Source organism: Streptomyces sp. NPDC043812, assembly GCF_056436245.1.
In genome coordinates, this window is record NZ_JBWKCY010000008.1 from 65,919 (window position 1) to 81,559 (window position 15,641).

Sequence of the window (15,641 nt, forward strand, 5' to 3'; positions counted from 1 at the left end):
AAACCGATGGCTGAGTTCCAGGTAAACGCCCATCGTTTTGACCCCTACAAGAATTTCAAGTTCCTGGTCCTGTGGGACGGTCGAACGGTCGCGGGCATCAGCAAGATCAGTCCGCTCAAGCGCACCACCGAGGTGGTCAAGCACCGGCACGGCGGCGACCCCAGTTCGCCGCGGAAGTCCCCGGGCCGCTCCGAGTTCGAGGGAGTCACCCTGGAACGCGGTGTCACCCACGACCGCGAGTTCGACCGCTGGGCCAACAAGGTCTGGCAGGTCGGTGCGGGGCTCGGCGCGGAGGTGTCGCTGCGTGACTTCCGCAAGGACATCATCATCCAGGTCCTCAACGAGGCCGGGCAGGTCGCCGTTTCGCACAAGCTCTACCGGGCCTGGGTGAGTGAGTACCAGGTCCTCGGCGAACTCGACGCGAACGCGAACGCCGTCGCCATCCAGAGCGTCAAGCTCGAATGCGAGGGCTGGGAGCGGGACTACGAGGTGCCGGAGCCGGTCGAACCGTCGTTCACGCACCCGGCCTGACCGCCGTCCACGCACGGAGGGACGACGGATGAACGGCCCCAGGGGGGCGTCGGCCGCGGGACCGGCCGAGCTGCTGGCCGTCTGGGAGACCGGCCTGGCGCAGCACGCGGCGGACCGCTCACTGCTGCTGCACCGGGCCGCCAGGCCCGGGGCCGGTACCGACGAACTGCTGTCGGTACCGGTCGGGCGGCGGGAGGCGGATCTGCTCGCGCTGCGCCGGGCGCTGTTCGGCGAGCGCATGCAGGTGCGCGTCGAGTGCGGCGCGTGCGGCGAGGCGATGGAGTTCGACCTCGACACCAGTGTGCTGGGGGCCGGGGCGGCAGTTCCGGAGGAGCCGCTGAGGGTGGCGGATGACGAGTGGGTGGTCGAATTCAGGCTGCCCACCGTCGCCGACCTCGCGGTGGCCGCCTCGTCCGCCGACCCGGCAGAGGCACGCCGACGGCTGGTGGCGGCCTGCACCGTGCGGGCGCTGCGGCACGGCGAACCGGTCGATGCCGACGACCTGTTGCAGCTGCTGCCCGAACGGTTGGAGCGCCGCATCTCCGAGGCGGCGGCCGAGGCCGACCCCACGGCGGACGTCACCCTCACCATCGCCTGCCCCGAATGCGGTGAAGCCACCACGGCCGAACTGGACATCACCTCCTATCTGTGGACCGAACTCGACACCTGGGCGCGGGACCTGATGCTCGACGTCCATCTGCTCGCCACCGCCTACGGGTGGAGCGAGCCGGAGATCCTGGCGCTCAGCCCGCTGCGGCGTCGCTACTACCTGGAGCTGTGCGCAGATGCCTGACCACTTCGACCGGCTGCTCGCCCGGTACACGCCGCTGGGTGCGGCGGACCGCGCGCCGGCCCGGGTGCGGCCGCGGCTGCCCGGCCCGTTCGAGCGGGTCGAGGCGCTGCGGTACGGCCCGCCGGAGCCGGACGAGCCGGCGGCACTGATCCCATCGGCACCGGCGGCACCGCCCGCGCCCGCCGCGACGGTGCGCCACGAGCGCGAGGTGCGCACCGACCGTCACACGGTGGTGCGCACGGAACAGGTCCGGCCGGAGGACGCCGCGCAGCCGGACCGTACGGAGCCGGCGGCGCTGCTTCGGCCGGCGGCTCCGCTAGCTCCCCTCGTACGGCCCGTGCCGGAGCAGGCACAGCGCGCGGGACGCCGGAGCGGGACCGCCGACGCCGGGGACACCCCGCAGCGCGCCACGGCGTCCACCGACCGGCAGCCGTCTGCCACCCCGCACGTCGCCGCCGCCACCGCGCCCGTGCCGCGCGGATCCGACACCGCCGCCGTACGCAGCACGTCCCGGGGTTCGGTGGGCCGCCGCGCACCGAAACCGGCCGAGCGGGTCGTGCATGTGCAGATCGGGCGGCTGGAGGTCAGCGCCGCGCCGCCGCCCGGCCAGGACCGCCGGCCCGGTCCCCGCTCCGGCAGGGCCGCGCCCGCACTGACGTTGGACGACTACCTGTCACGCGCCTCACGCGGCGAGAAGAGGGACTGACGACATGAGCAACGCACTCGCCGTCGCGACGGTCACCCAGGCGCTGAGCCTGCTCATCGCGAGCAATCTGAGCCCCGAGATGGACATCGCGGTCAATGTCGAGACACGCAAGCCGCCGAACGAGCCGCCCACCGAACCGACCATCACGGTGTTCCTCTACCAGGTGACGCCCAACGCCGCGATGCGCCATGTCGACCTGCCCACCCGCGGCCCGGACGGCACCCTGCGCAAGCGCCCGGCCGCCGCGCTGGACCTGCACTACCTGATCACCGCGTACGGCGACGAGGCCGAGCTCGTCGGACAGCGGCTCATCGGCTGTGTGATCCGCACGCTGCACGAAATCCCCGTGCTGCCGAAGGACGTGATCGAGCTGGCGGCGGAGAAGCCGTATCTCGCGGGCTCCGATCTCGCCGAGTCGCCACAGAAGGTGCGCTTCACGCCGACGGTGATGGACATCGACGAGACGTCGAAGCTGTGGGGCATGCTGCACCAGACGCCCTACGCCCTGTCGGTGGCGTACCAGGCGTCACTGGTGCTGGTGGAAGGCCGCGAGCGGCCGGTTCCGGCGAAACCGGTGAAGGAACGGACGGTACGGGTGCTGCCGTTCGGCGCACCGGGGGCCCCGGTGCCGCCCGGAGCGGGCGACCCCGCGGGCGGGCCGGAACCGGTGGACACCCCCGTGCCGGCCGAGCGGGAGAACGCGTCCGCGACCGGCACCAAGTCGGCGGCCAAGCGAACCGTCCCGGCCGCGCGCACACGCAAGGAACTCCCGCGCGGCGACGACGAAGCGGCGAAGCCCCCTGCCAAGCGGGCGGCTTCACCGGCACGCGGCCGGGCCCGCAAGCCGAGTGGCGAGGACGGCCCGAAGCAGGGCGAGCCGCAGAAGACGGACGGGAACAACTGAGCACGTGGGGAAGACGGGGGCGGGTGAGGACATGGGCACGTACGAGGGGGCCGGCGGCCCGGCGGAGGCCGCGGCCCAGGGCTGGGCGCTGACGTCGGCGATCCAGGCCGTCCTTGCGCGCATCGACGCCCATGCCGCCCGGGCGACACGTCGCGGGGCAGGCGCCGGACCAGGGTCCGCGTCCGGCAATCCCGACGGTGTGCGCGGCGCCGACAGCGCCCCCGGGGCGGGCCCGACGCCCGCACCCGGACAGTCCGCGGGAGCAAACGGCGGTCCGGACACGGCACTTGACGACGCGTCGCCCGGCGAAAACCGGAGCACGTCTTCCGGCGTGGGCCTCGCGGAGGCGACCGCCCCACCGGCCGCGCTGGCCGCCCTCGTCGCCTGCTTCGGGCTCAGCACCTTCGAACGCGACATCGTCCTGCTCGCCGCCGCGGCCGAGTTGGACCCCACCACCGCGGCACGGTGCGCGGCGGCCTGCGGGGATCCGGAGCGGGGCCATCCCACGTTCTCCCTCGCCCTCGCCGCGCTCGACGCACCGCACTGGAGCGCGCTGACGCCTGTCGCGCCACTGCGCCGGTGGCGGCTGATCGAACTCGACGACGAGACCCGGCTCACCACCTCCCGGCTCCGGCTCGACGAGCGCATCCTGCACTTCCTCGCGGGCTCCCCGTACCTGGACTCCCGGCTGCACGGTCTGCTGCGCCGCACCGGTGTGCCCGACTCCCTGCCCGCCTCGTACGACCTGGCGGCGAGCCGGGTGGCGGCCGGATGGGCGGGGGCGGCCCCGGGTGCACCGCTGCGGGTGGAACTGGTCGGCGGGGATCTGCGCAGCCGCGCGGACATCGCCGCGGCGGCCGCCCGCCGTTCGGGGCTCGGCATGTACGAGATGTCGGCCGCCGACATCCCGACCGTGCCGGCCGAACGGGACCGGCTGGCCCGGCTGTGGCAGCGCGAGGCGATTCTGCTGCCGGCGGCCCTGCTGGTGGAGTTCGGCGACCTGGACCGCGAACAGGCCGCCGCCGCCGAGGTGTTCATCGAGAGCGCGGCCGTCCCGCTCGTCGTCTCCAGCCTCGATCCACGGCCGACCGACCGCCCGCGGGGCGAGCGGGTCGCCGTACCGCCGCTGGACACCGACGAGCAGCTCGGGGTGTGGACCGACGCGTTCGCCGCCGTGCCCGAGGTACCGGAGGCCGCTCTGCGGGACCTTGTCGCGCAGTTCTCGCTGCCGCCGCATCTCGTGCGCTCGGCCGGCGCGGCCGTCGCACGCGACCTGCCCGGTGAGGACGAGCTGGATGCGACGGGGCTCGCCTGGCGCGCCGGACTCACCGAGGCCCGCATGGGCATGGACGAGCTGGGGCGCCGGATCGAACCGCGGGCCGGCTGGGGCGATCTGGTGCTTTCCGAACGGCAGTTGAGGATTCTGCGCGAGATCGTGGCGCATGTCCGCAGGCGTCCCACCGTCTACGAGGAGTGGGGATTCGCCCAGACGCTGCGCCGCGGCCTCGGCGTCACCGCCCTGTTCGCCGGCGGTTCCGGTACGGGCAAGACCCTGGCCGCCGAGGTGATGGCGCGGGAGCTGGGCCTGGACCTGTTCATCATCGATCTGTCCCAGGTGGTCAGCAAGTACATCGGTGAGACAGAGAAGAACCTGCGGAGGGTCTTCGACGCGGCCGAACGCGGCGGCGCGCTGCTGCTGTTCGACGAGGCCGACGCGCTGTTCGGCAAGCGCAGCGAGGTCAAGGACAGCCATGACCGGTACGCCAACCTCGAGGTGAGCTATCTGCTGATGCGGATGGAGGCGTACCGGGGTCTCGCGATCCTCACCACCAACATGAAGCAGGCGCTGGACACGGCGTTCATGCGCCGTATCCGCTTCGTGGTCGACTTCCCGTTCCCCGGAGAGAGCGAACGGGCCGAGATCTGGCGCCGGGTGCTGCCCGCGCAGGCGCCGATGAAGGACATCGACCCCGAGCTGCTCGCCCGGCTCACCGTGGCCGGCGGCTCCATCCGCAACATCGCGCTGTCCGGCGCGTTTCTCGCGGCGGAGGAGGGTGACCGCCTTCAGATGCGCCACATGCTGGAGGCCGCCCGTACCGAATATCTCAAGCTGGACCGCTCCTTGACACCTTCGGAGGTCCACGGATGGGTCTGAACGAGGCTCCGCGCGGCGATGCGCGCAATGATCCCCGCACGGTGCGGGTCGACATCGGAGAACTGGTGCTCGACGGATTCGGCCGCGGGGTGGACCCGGAGCGGGTATCGGCCGCGTTCCAGGCGGAGTTGGGCAGGCTCGTACGAGAGCGGGGCGTGCCGCTGGCCGCGGACGGCGGCCGGGCACTGGACGGCCTCGCGGGTCTGCCGCCGCTGCCGGCGACGGCATCCGCACGTCGCCTGGGCCAGGAGCTGGCGCGCGCGGTGCACGCGGGCCTGTCCGGCAGGGGCGAGGTGACGCCATGAGCACGTCCCACTCCCAGGAGACGCGGTCGGACGGGCCCGGCAAGCGGCGCAAGCGCAAGGACCGCGCCAGGTCCGGAGCTCCCGAGCCGAAGAACATCGTCAGCGGGGCCGGCCAGCCGCTCGACATGAGCGTGCGCAGGGAGCTGGAGGAGCAGCTCGGCCACGATTTCGGCCGGGTGCGGCTGCACACCGACCGGGACGCCGGCGCGCTCACCGAGATGCTCGGCGCGGACGCGGTGGCGGTCGGCCAGGACATCTTCTTCCGCGAGGGCGCGTACCAGCCGGGGACGGTGGAGGGGCAGCGCCTCCTCGCCCACGAGCTGCTGCACACCGTGCAGAACCCGCACGGTCTCGGCATGCTGCGCGCGGGCCGCGACCTGGGCGCGGTGAGCCTGCCGCAGCAGGCGATGGAGCGCGAGGCGGAGTCGGCGGCGCAGGATCTCGTACGGGAGTCAGCAGAGCCATCGGGCGAGATTGCCGTACGACCTGGGGAAGCCGAGGTGCGGACCGGCCATGCGACGCCCGGCTGGCTGCGCTATGCGACCGTGGACGCCGATCGCCGCCGGATGGAGGAGCTGGACCCCGCGACCCTGATCGACCGCGTCGCGAACGGCGTCCTGCGATCCCTGCGCGGCGACCCGGAGGACCGATCGGGCCGGGTACGGCTCCAACTGGCGCGGCTGGCGCCCCAGGTGCAGGACCTCGTCCTCGACCGACTGGAGATACGGCTGCCGGCACCCGCCCTCGACCGGGTGCTGGACCTCGTCGAGGAGACCGAGGCGGCTGGGCCGCTGCCGCTGGATGCTGCGGTGGCGCCGGTGGCATTGCCTGGGGCGGGAGAGCAGATTGCGGAGGAGCGTCGGCGCGACGAGTCCGCCGACGAGCGGCCGGACGCCCGCGAACGGCGGAAGGGCGCCGGAGGCGGTCCTGAGGGCGAGCAGGATCAGCCCGGCGAGGGCGGCGGCAGGCTGCCCGGGACCGAGGGCCATGAGGGAGCGGCTGACGGCGACGGGAAGGGCAGCACGTCCCCTGAAGAGGCCGCATCGCAGGACAAGGAGGAGGCCGGGGCGCGACAGCAGGACCGGTCGCAGTCCCAGCAGGTGGACAGGGACGCCTCCGTCCGCGAGGACAAGATCGCCTCCGCGCAGGACCAGCAGCAGAAGGCCCAGGGCGACGGCGCGCAGAAGGACGAGGCGAAGCAGGACGACCAGGCCGCCGAGGAGGAGCGGGAGGAGGCCGGAGGCCAGGAGGAGGCGCCGCAGGAGCCGGAGCGGCAGGCGGGAGAGCACCGGGCAGGTGAGGACGAGGGGCTGGCGGGCGCCGGGAACATCGCGGCCGCCCCGTCGCCCGTCGACAAGAGCGGCGCCGAGCCCGGCGAGAGGTCCCGTACCGGTGACACCCGGCCGGCCCCTACCACGGGCGATCCGGCGAACGAACAGGACGTCGACGACGAGCCGTTGGGGCTGGAGCCCGAATCCGAGCAGGACGCCGCGGAGGAGCCGGACACCGAGGCGGCGGAAAGCTCTGGTGTGGCGGACGCCGGCGCCGATCTGAAGGGCCCGGACACCACCGACGACCCGCGGCTGTTCCAGCGGCGAAAGAGGGGCGCACCCCGGGTACCTGGAATCTCTTCCACCGAGGGCGAATCGGAGCCGGACACCGTCGAGGAAACGACGGAGCCCAAGGGGGCACGGGGCGCACCCGAACGCACGGACGAAGCGGACTCCGAGAGCCGGACCACCCAGGAGCTGTCGGTCGACATGTCCGCCGAGCAGGACCTCGGGTCCCAGGGAACCGGCGGGCCGAGCGATACGGGGCTGCTGTCCGGGCTCACCTCGGCGGAAGCCGTGGGTGGGGACGCCGAGAAGCGACAGTCGGAGCAACGCGCGGAGGACGCCGAGGCTCGCCGGCGGGACGAGGAGGCCCGCACCGCCGACGGTGCAGAAGCCGGCGCGCCCCTGACGGCCGGCGGACCGGCCGGTCCCGAGCACCTGGCCAAGGCGGACGAGGACGCCCGTACCCAGGACGCTGGTTCGTCCCACGCGTCCGGTAAGAAGGCGGACAGTGGCGGACAGGCCGAAGGCACCGCAAAGCAGGGATCACGGGCCGCCGGCGCCCCGGCGAAGAGCGAGCCGGAGCCGAGCGCCGGATCGGACAAGGGGGCCGCCCAGCCGGCCGACAAGGGCGAGGACACCACGGGCGCCGGCGGCAGCGGAACCGGCACTGGCACTGGCCAGGGCGCTCCCGACACCAAGCCAACCCCCCGCCCCGACCACCAGGACGTCACCGAGGGCAACGGCAGCAACAGCAACGCCACATCGCCGGGGCCGGAGACCGGCACGGACAAGGTCTCCACGCCAGGGTCCGGCTCTGCTCCGCAACTGGCGTCGGGCAACGGCCCCTCACCCATGTCGGCCACGGAAGCGAGGACCAACACGCCCAAAGCCGGGGGCGGTTCGGGCTCCGGCACAGCGGGCGCAGCGGCCCGGTCCAAGCCGTCGGGCAGCAAGCGGCAGGCCGCACGGCAAGTCGCCCGGAACGCGCGCCGCGGCGGAGGTGGTGGGGGCGGTGGCGGTGGCGGTCGCTCGTCCTCCGCTCCCCCGCCCGCACGGGGCCGTGGCGCCAAAGCAGGCGCATCCGCCCCGGCGAAGCCCAAGAAGGAAGCCGCCGCACCGGATGTCTCGAACGCCACGCCCGAGGCCGGACTCGCGACGGCAGCGGGCCTGAAGCCACATCAGATGCTGGACACGCTCAAGGGAGTGAACGGCGCGGTCGGCCGATCGGTCGACAAGGAGCGCACAGTCCTGCGCAAGGCCCCGCCGAAGGAGCAGCGCCCGTCCGGCTCCCCGCGGACGGTGCCCGGTGGCCCGACGGCGTCGGCGCCAGGGACGTATACCAACGCCAAGGTGGCCCGTACCGAGGCAGCTCCGGGCACGACACCCGAGATCGCCGGCGAACAGAAGCCGGAAGGCGAAGTTCCGGGCGCGAACGTGCCTGAGCCGAGCTGGTGGGACATCGCCGTCACGATCGGCGCGCAACTCTTCGGCAAGCTCCTGAAGGAGATCCTGCCGCTCGACGACCTGATCGACTCGATCCTCGGGCTCCCGACGAGGGACGAGGGCCTGCAGAACGCCAAGGTGGGCGACGCCCCCAGGCTCCCGCTGGAGAACGACTCGGACCCCCAACGCACCGACGAACAGGGCCAGAAGCTCGACGAGCGGAAGACGGAATTGCACCGCTCCGGCCGGGCGGACGCGGCTCGCCCGATGGGCGAGGACCAGATCTATCCGGACGTTCCCCAGGAGACCCTGACCGGCAAGGTGCCCGGCCGCAACGGCAAGAACGCCAAGGGTGCCGGTCGCACGATGCCCGGCGGCGGGGTGCCGATCGAGTCGGCGTCGGCCGTGGCCGAGCACGACCGCGGTCCGCAGATCCAGGCCGGCTTCGGCCAGGGTCGGCAAAGGATGTCGCAGGAGCGCAAGACCAAGGACGACAAGGCGCAGGACGACCGGCAGAAGCACGACCGGGACCTGAAGCACGAGGTCGACGCCAGCAGCAAGAAGCAAGCCGACGCCCGAGACAAGGGTCGCGCCGACATCTCCGACTCCCGCGACAAGTGGCGTAAGGAGCAGGACGACAAGACCTCGGAGATCGACGGCAAGAAGGGCAAGAAGTACGACGAGGTCCGCAAGGACATCAAGGGCAAGGAAGAGGAGACCGACAAGGACGTCGACAAGCGCACCGAGGACGACAACAAGAAGATCACGGATGAGCAGGCCCAAGCCGAGAAGGACGCGGAGAAGAAGCAGGAGGAGGGCAAGGACGACGCCGACAACTGGCTCGAAGACGCCATCGAGAAGCTGAAGCAGTTCTTCGAGGATCTCAAGAACGCCATCAAGAGCGTCTTCGAGAAGGCGCGGCAGGTCGTCACCGACCTCATCGACAAGTTCAAGCAGCAGGTCTTCAAACTCATTGACGACGCGCGCAATTGGGTGATCGACAAGATCAACAAATTCGCCGACGCGTTGATCGCTCTCGGTGACGAACTTCTCGCCGACTACCCGGCGATGCGCGACAAGTGGCGCAACACCATCGATGGTGCGCGGGACTGGGCCGTCGAGAAGGTCAACCAGTTCGCGGACGGGCTCAAGGAAGTCGCGGGGAAACTGCTCGACGGCCTGTGCGGGGCGCTGCTCGCCGGGCTCGACGTCCTGGAGACCGGCATGCTGGCGGCCGTCGAGGTCGCCGAGACCGCCGCCGTCGGGGCGCTGGAGTTCGGTGCCGCCGTAGTGGAGGGCCTCGGCGAGTGGGCGGCCATCTTCAACGACATCGTCTCCGACCCCGGCGACTGGATCAGCAAGGCGGGGGCCGCCGCGGACGCCGGTGCCAGGGACCACCTGTTCAACGAGGTCACGAGCGCGGTCAAGGCCTGGTTCAACCAGAAGGTCCAGGAGATCATCGGGATCCCGATGGACCAGTTCCAGGAGCTGATCTCCGGCGGGGTGACCGTCGAGCAGATGGCTCAGATGGCGTGGGACGAGGCGCTGCCGCAACTCCCGGTCATCATCGGTGTGCTGGTGGTGGAGAAGGTCGTCGCGAAGCTGATCCCCGGTGCCGGTTGGGTCATGGCGATCATCGACGCTCTGAAGACGGCGTGGGGCGCACTCAGCGAAATCCTCGCCGCTTTCGGCCTTTTCATGGACTTCCTGAAGTCGGTCAAGAGCGGCAATGGCGCCCAGCCTTTCGCGAAGGCGGTGGCCGCGGGTGTGGTCGCGCTGCTGGAGTTGATCTACGAGTTCCTGATCGAGGGCGTCGGGAAGTTCATGGGCAAGGTGGCCGAGAAGCTCGGCGACATGCTGAAGAACCTCCGCAAGAAGAAGGACAAGCCCGACGGTTCTGACACCCCGCCGCCGGACGCACCAAGCAAGCCGAAGGACGACGAGTCCAAGAGTGACGACCGCACCACGCCCGCCAAGTCCTCCGACAAGCCGGGCGACAAGGGGACGGACACCCCGACGACGCGCAAGCCGCCGCCGGACAAGACGTCCCGCCCGCCGGCCCGGCCGCGCCCCGGCAAGCGTTCCTCACCGGAGAAGAAGCCCTCGCACACGACCCGGCCGAAGAAGCGCCGGGACGACGAGGAGCGGCGTGAGGAGGGGCGCGAGGTCAACGCGGCTCGGAAGCGGATACGGGACGGGGAGCGGCGCTCCACCCGCGACGACAAGGACGACAGCCCTTCGCGCCGCGGCCCGGCCCGCGACACCCTCCGCCCCGACCGCCGCAAGGACGACGACCGCCCCCGTGACCCGGACGAGGACCGTGACAGGGACCGCGACCGTGACCGTGACCGCGACAAGGACCGCGACAAGGACCGCGACAGGGACAGGAAGCGGGACAAGGACCGCCGCCGCACCCGGCGCGCCCGCCAGACCGTCAAGTCGGCCCGCAACAGAGCGCGTCGCGCGGCGGACAAGCTCCGCGGCAAGGCCCGCCGCAAGCTCGGCAACCGCCTGAACGACCGGCTGCGCCGCCTCAAGGACCTGTGGCGACGCCGGCGGGACCGGAGGCGGGACGACGACCGCCCGCGCGACCCGGGCAGGAACCGCCGGGACAGGCGGGACGACGGGACCGAGTCGGTCGACCTGCCGGATGTGCCGTTCGCTGACGCCGACGACGGGGAGCGGCACGTGCTGAGGTTCCACGGCCGCGGCACGGACGCAGGTCTTTACGTTCACAGCATTCCGGAAGAGGTCACTAAGTTCATTGCCGAATGGCGAGAGGACATCGCGAAGCAGGAGCCGTCGACCGAGCGGGACAACCAAGAGCTGTATCTCAAGGCCGCCGTGAGTAAGTACAACCGCGCCACGAGAATTCAGAAGGGAATTCCGGCGAAGGTGAAGAAGGCGGACCGGGACAAGTACAAGCCCCGCCGTCGGGCCCTGCGGAAGCAGATGGTGAAGTTGGCCAACGCGGCGAGGCTGCGGGAGTACAACGACATCCCCGATCCCAAGTGGCCGGACTTCGATGACGTTAAGCCTGGTCGCGGGAGTGCGGGACACTTCTCCGAGTACCTCGGGACCTCCGCGAAGACGGTGTTCGGTGGACCGGGCCAGGATGCCTCCAAGGCGAAGAAGGGGCAGCCGTCGGGTTGGGACTACATCACGAAGAACGGTCTGAGTGAGAACTCCGCCTGGGTGAGGATGCACCTCCTGCCGGAGCGACTCGGCGGCAGGGCCACCGGCGACAACCTCGTGCCCGCACGCGGTCCGCAGACCAATATCCCATTCCGGGAGAACATCGAGGATCAGGCCTACGGTGCCATCCCCAAGCAGCAGAAGATCATCTGGTACAAGACGGGGGTCCGGTTCGGGTACTCGCGTACCAAGGACTTCGCCGACTTCCCCAGCTATATCCATGCCGCGTACGGCGGATACGAGAAAGTTCGCGGTACCGGGAAAAAGCGGAGCGATTGGATTCGGAAAGGCGCGGAGAAACAGTATGCTCGGCACGTTGAGCCGCCCCACAAGGACGAAGGAGGAACCCTCTTCATCAACACGGCCGGTGCGACGACCATCGCCGGCATGCTCGAATGCTCCGAGAGGCTCGCCGGGCACGTCATTGATGCACGTGAAGACGCAGGGAAGTTCAAGACGCTGCTTGGAATCGGGCCGGTTCTTCGGGCCTGGAAGGGAAGGCGGGGGCCTGACTTCATGCCCGGCTTGCCGGACATGCTCGACAAGCTTGATGACCTGATCGCACAGGATAAGGTCAAACTGACGGTGTGAGGAATTATGAATCCCGACGGCAAGAATCAATCTTTTCCGTTCGAAGGGCTCTGCGCAAACGTTTTCGAGGAGATTCACAGTTCCTCCGGACTGACGGTATGGGAGGCCAAATTCGGTGAGGTGCCGGAGTATTTGGACGACCCTGAATACGTCTTCGGAAGTCTTGCCGAGGACTATGATCTGCCGTTCGGTCCAGAGGTTCGGCGAAATTTCTTCCGATTCGAAAAAATTGCAGCGTATTGGCAATCGGCAGACCAGGGCTCTGAGCTGGTCGGCGAATTCCAGCTAAATCATGTGTACAGCAGAAGGCTCATGTCGCACACCTGGGAAGGAACCGACGACTGGGAGCGCGCGCTATACAAAGAGCTGCGGATCTTCGACAACACGCCTCAGACGGGAAGCGGACGCATGGCCGGGCTGCGTGCCACGCCTGGTACCACGGATCCCGAGATCTGGTTCTTCGACATGCGACAGGGCGCCATGGAGATGGAACTCGACTACGGAACGTACCTGGACACGCTGATGGTGACCAAGGGAACCATCGGCTGGCAGTACCTGTTCTGTGACGCAGGTTTCGGTGATGAAGGCTTCACGCCCATCGCCGAGGGACTCAACGAAATGCTGGAGGTATTTCCGCGGTTCTTTCCCGATCACGACTACGCGGACCTCAAGGCCCGCCTCCGGGAGCGCACATGACCCGCTACGCCGACATACCCAAGCCCATCCGCTCCGGCATCGTCGTCGTCGACCCCGAACGCGGCACCCCCCAGCGCATCATCGTCCTCCAGTTCAACCCCGACACCCTCGAACGCTCCCTCTCCCCCCAGGCCGCCGGAGGGTCCGGTGATGCCGGCGGGGGCGGGAGTGGGTCCGGGGACAGAAACGAGGCTCTCCGCCTCAAGGGGCCCGCGCAGGAGACATGGAAGTTCACCGCCGAGATCGACGCCACCGATCAGTTCGAGGTCGCCGCTCCCGACGGGATCCATCCCGAGCTCGCGACCCTCGAAATGCTCGTGCATCCGACCACCGCGCAGTTGCGGGAGGCCTCGCGGCTGACGAAGAAGGGGACGATCGAGATCAGCCCGATCGAGATGCCGCTCACCCTCTTCACCTGGGGGGCCAAGCGCGTCATGCCCGTGCGGCTCACCGAACTCGCCATCAACGAGTCCGCGTTCGACGTGAACCTGAATCCGATCCGGGCGAGCCTCAGCATCGGCATGAAGGTGCTCAGCGTCAGCGATCTGCCGGCCGGGCACCGCGGGGCCGACCTCTACATGGCGCACCTCGCGCAGAAGGAGCAGCTCGCCCGGGCCGCCCGCAGCGGCGGGCTCGCCGTGCTGGGGCTGGCCGGGCGCAACGGCATCATGGGGAGGGCCTGAAGGACATGGCAGACATCGAGCCGTACGAGAGCGCCATGGACGCGATACCCGGCGCCCACCCCTACCCCCGTTCGAGCCGCTACCACGACGCGGAGATCGGGGTGCACCGCAGCGCCGACGGTACTGAAGTGCGCTACACCAAACGGCGGTTACTGCCCCCGCTCGACGCGGCGGGCACCGACGACGAGTACGCGACGCACACCGTCAGCACCGGGGAACGCCCCGATCTGCTGGCGCAGCGGTACTTCGGTGACCCGGGTCAGTGGTGGCAGATCGCGGACGCCAATCCGGTGCTCGATCCGCAGGAGTTGACGGACGAGGCGGGCCGGGACATCCGCATCCCGCACGCAGGTGGTTTCCCCGCCCCGGGAGACCGGTATGTCTGAGCAGCCCGTCGGGCGCGGGCCCGTGCACATCACGCTGCAGACGGGTCCGCGGCTGACCCGGCCCGTGCCGCCGGAGGTCGTCGAGGCGCTGCTGTCCGCGCAGATCACGGCGACCGCCGGCGAACGCAGTGGGTTCCAGCTCGCGTTCGACCTCACCAAGACGGGTGCGCTGTCCCGGCGGTTACTGCCCGAGGGGTTCTTCGACCCCAAGACCCGGGTGATCCTTTCGGTGAGTGTGAAGGGGACCCCCGAGGTGCTCCTCGACGGACTGATCGTGCGTCAGGAGGTGGGCGCCAGCAACCAGCCGGGACATTCGACGCTCACGGTGACGGGCGAGGACCTGTCGATCCTGATGGACCTCGAGGAGCACACCGACCGGTACCCGAACCTGCGGCCGTCCCAGCGGGTGGGCCGGATCCTGGCCAAGTACGCCGACTACGGGATCGAGCCGCGCGTCTTCCAGGAGAAGATCGAGCAGCCGCCGCGCGAGCAGCTGCGGGTCGAGTATCAGACGGGCACCGACCTGGGGTACATCACCGAACTGGCCCGGGCCAACGGCTACATCTTCTACCTGGAGCCGGGTCCGCGCCCGGGTGTCTCCACGGCGGTGTGGGGGCCGGAGCGCCGGATCGGGGACCGTCAGCACGCCCTGAACGTGAACATGGACGTCAACTCGACGGTGGACCAGCTGACGTTCGCCTACGACGGCACGGCGCGCGAGGAGCCGCAGGCACGCGTGCAGAACCCGGCGACCCGCGACGCCGTGCTGCTGCCGCAGCCCGACATCGGGCCGCTGCGTCCGCCGTTGGGCCGCCGGGCCACGCCCGCGCTCAAGCGCCGCACGCTGTCCGGCACGGCCAAGAAGGAGTCCGAGCAGGCGCAGGCCGAGCTGCTGGCGCGGGCGGCGCTGTCCGCGGACGCCATCTCCGGTTCCGGGTCGCTCGATGTCAACCGGCACGGGTACATCCTGCGGCCGCGCGAGCTGGTGGGTGTGCGCGGCGCCGGGGTGACGTACGACGGCGACTACTACGTGAAGTCCGTGACGCACAACATCCGGCCCGGCTCGTACCAGCAGAACTTCACGCTCTCGCGCGAGGGGCTCATCGCCCGCAGCGGCACCGTACGGCCGTAGAACCAGGGGACCAGGAGTAACTACGCATGGCTGCAGGACCGAACAACCGGTTTCTCGGCAAGTTCCGGGGGCGGGTGGTGAGCAACGACGATCCGCTGAAGATCGGCCGGATCACGGTGCAGGTGCCGGACGTTCTCGGCAACGAGACGTCCACCTGGGCGCTGCCGTGCCTGCCGTTCACCGGACCGGGCTCGGGGCAGTACGTCGTGCCCGCCAACGGGGCGGGCGTATGGGTGGAGTTCGAGCAGGGGGATCCCAGCTACCCGATCTGGACGGGTTGTTGGTACGGGGACAGTGCGGAGCTGCCGCCCGATGCGCTCACGGGCGGTCCGGCGCACCAGAACGTGGTGATCCAGACCTCCGACAAGCACAAGTTCGTGATGGGCGACGTCCCGGGCGGCAACGGCATCCGGCTCCAGGCGGCGACCGGCGCGTACATCCAGGTCGACGAGAAGGGCGTGACGATCGCCAACGGCCTGGGCGCGTCGATCGTGCTGAGCGGCGCCGAGGTCAATGTCAACGACGGCCGGCTGATCGTGCCGGGCAAGCAGTAACGACACAACGG

Annotated in this window: 12 protein-coding genes; all 12 read left to right on the forward strand. The window is 70.1% G+C overall.

Translation table 11 applies throughout. From position 1 onward, the window contains the following. The first annotated feature begins 6 nt into the window (after positions 1 to 6). From AC067Z_RS14190 to AC067Z_RS14245, 12 genes are read left to right on the forward strand one after another with little or no spacing between them, the layout of a single operon-like run. Positions 7 to 531, forward strand: a complete 525-nt coding sequence (locus AC067Z_RS14190) for a phage tail protein (protein ID WP_478789762.1) — start codon at positions 7 to 9, stop codon at positions 529 to 531. A gap of 28 nt (positions 532 to 559) precedes the next feature. Then, complete coding sequence (locus AC067Z_RS14195; protein WP_478789763.1) at positions 560 to 1,324, forward strand: T4 family baseplate hub assembly chaperone; 765 nt, start codon at positions 560 to 562, stop codon at positions 1,322 to 1,324. Continuing rightward, complete coding sequence (locus AC067Z_RS14200; protein ID WP_478789764.1) at positions 1,317 to 2,030, forward strand: hypothetical protein; 714 nt, start codon at positions 1,317 to 1,319, stop codon at positions 2,028 to 2,030. Before AC067Z_RS14195 ends, AC067Z_RS14200 begins: the two co-directional genes overlap by 8 nt. A gap of 4 nt (positions 2,031 to 2,034) precedes the next feature. Next, entirely contained in the window at positions 2,035 to 2,934 is a 900-nt protein-coding gene (locus AC067Z_RS14205) for a Pvc16 family protein (RefSeq protein WP_478789765.1), read from the forward strand. Positions 2,935 to 2,965: 31 nt separating this feature from the next. Next, positions 2,966 to 5,089 (forward strand): ATP-binding protein, encoded by a 2,124-nt coding sequence (locus tag AC067Z_RS14210; RefSeq protein ID WP_478789945.1) that lies wholly within the window; start codon positions 2,966 to 2,968, stop codon positions 5,087 to 5,089. Next, positions 5,080 to 5,394: a hypothetical protein gene (locus AC067Z_RS14215; RefSeq protein ID WP_478789766.1), complete on the forward strand. Its 315-nt coding sequence runs from the start codon at positions 5,080 to 5,082 to the stop codon at positions 5,392 to 5,394. The genes AC067Z_RS14210 and AC067Z_RS14215 overlap by 10 nt, the downstream gene beginning before the upstream one ends. Beyond that, the gene (locus tag AC067Z_RS14220; RefSeq protein WP_478789767.1) at positions 5,391 to 12,179 is read left to right on the forward strand and encodes an eCIS core domain-containing protein; all 6,789 of its coding nucleotides are present in this window, start codon (positions 5,391 to 5,393) and stop codon (positions 12,177 to 12,179) included. Before AC067Z_RS14215 ends, AC067Z_RS14220 begins: the two co-directional genes overlap by 4 nt. A gap of 6 nt (positions 12,180 to 12,185) precedes the next feature. After that, positions 12,186 to 12,875: a hypothetical protein gene (locus tag AC067Z_RS14225; RefSeq protein ID WP_478789768.1), complete on the forward strand. Its 690-nt coding sequence runs from the start codon at positions 12,186 to 12,188 to the stop codon at positions 12,873 to 12,875. Further along, the gene (locus tag AC067Z_RS14230) at positions 12,872 to 13,558 is read left to right on the forward strand and encodes a hypothetical protein (RefSeq protein ID WP_478789769.1); all 687 of its coding nucleotides are present in this window, start codon (positions 12,872 to 12,874) and stop codon (positions 13,556 to 13,558) included. Before AC067Z_RS14225 ends, AC067Z_RS14230 begins: the two co-directional genes overlap by 4 nt. Before the next feature lie 5 nt (positions 13,559 to 13,563). Further along, on the forward strand, positions 13,564 to 13,944 hold the full coding sequence (locus AC067Z_RS14235) for a LysM peptidoglycan-binding domain-containing protein (RefSeq protein WP_478789770.1): 381 nt from the start codon (positions 13,564 to 13,566) through the stop codon (positions 13,942 to 13,944). Beyond that, the gene (locus tag AC067Z_RS14240) at positions 13,937 to 15,076 is read left to right on the forward strand and encodes a hypothetical protein (RefSeq protein WP_478789771.1); all 1,140 of its coding nucleotides are present in this window, start codon (positions 13,937 to 13,939) and stop codon (positions 15,074 to 15,076) included. Before AC067Z_RS14235 ends, AC067Z_RS14240 begins: the two co-directional genes overlap by 8 nt. Before the next feature lie 26 nt (positions 15,077 to 15,102). Then, positions 15,103 to 15,630 (forward strand): phage baseplate assembly protein V, encoded by a 528-nt coding sequence (locus AC067Z_RS14245; protein ID WP_478789772.1) that lies wholly within the window; start codon positions 15,103 to 15,105, stop codon positions 15,628 to 15,630. Positions 15,631 to 15,641 lie beyond the last annotated feature (11 nt).

Bases quoted from the DNA above. Each gene is read 5' to 3' on its own strand.
- AC067Z_RS14230 (WP_478789769.1), top strand. From the start codon at position 12,872: ATGACCCGCTACGCCGACATACCCAAGCCCATCCGCTCCGGCATCGTC.
- AC067Z_RS14190 (WP_478789762.1), top strand. From the start codon at position 7: ATGGCTGAGTTCCAGGTAAACGCCCATCGTTTTGACCCCTACAAGAAT.
- AC067Z_RS14220 (WP_478789767.1), top strand. From the start codon at position 5,391: ATGAGCACGTCCCACTCCCAGGAGACGCGGTCGGACGGGCCCGGCAAG.
- AC067Z_RS14200 (WP_478789764.1), top strand. From the start codon at position 1,317: ATGCCTGACCACTTCGACCGGCTGCTCGCCCGGTACACGCCGCTGGGT.
- AC067Z_RS14215 (WP_478789766.1), top strand. From the start codon at position 5,080: ATGGGTCTGAACGAGGCTCCGCGCGGCGATGCGCGCAATGATCCCCGC.
- AC067Z_RS14245 (WP_478789772.1), top strand. From the start codon at position 15,103: ATGGCTGCAGGACCGAACAACCGGTTTCTCGGCAAGTTCCGGGGGCGG.
- AC067Z_RS14240 (WP_478789771.1), top strand. From the start codon at position 13,937: ATGTCTGAGCAGCCCGTCGGGCGCGGGCCCGTGCACATCACGCTGCAG.
- AC067Z_RS14235 (WP_478789770.1), top strand. From the start codon at position 13,564: ATGGCAGACATCGAGCCGTACGAGAGCGCCATGGACGCGATACCCGGC.
- AC067Z_RS14195 (WP_478789763.1), top strand. From the start codon at position 560: ATGAACGGCCCCAGGGGGGCGTCGGCCGCGGGACCGGCCGAGCTGCTG.
- AC067Z_RS14205 (WP_478789765.1), top strand. From the start codon at position 2,035: ATGAGCAACGCACTCGCCGTCGCGACGGTCACCCAGGCGCTGAGCCTG.
- AC067Z_RS14225 (WP_478789768.1), top strand. From the start codon at position 12,186: ATGAATCCCGACGGCAAGAATCAATCTTTTCCGTTCGAAGGGCTCTGC.
- AC067Z_RS14210 (WP_478789945.1), top strand. From the start codon at position 2,966: ATGGGCACGTACGAGGGGGCCGGCGGCCCGGCGGAGGCCGCGGCCCAG.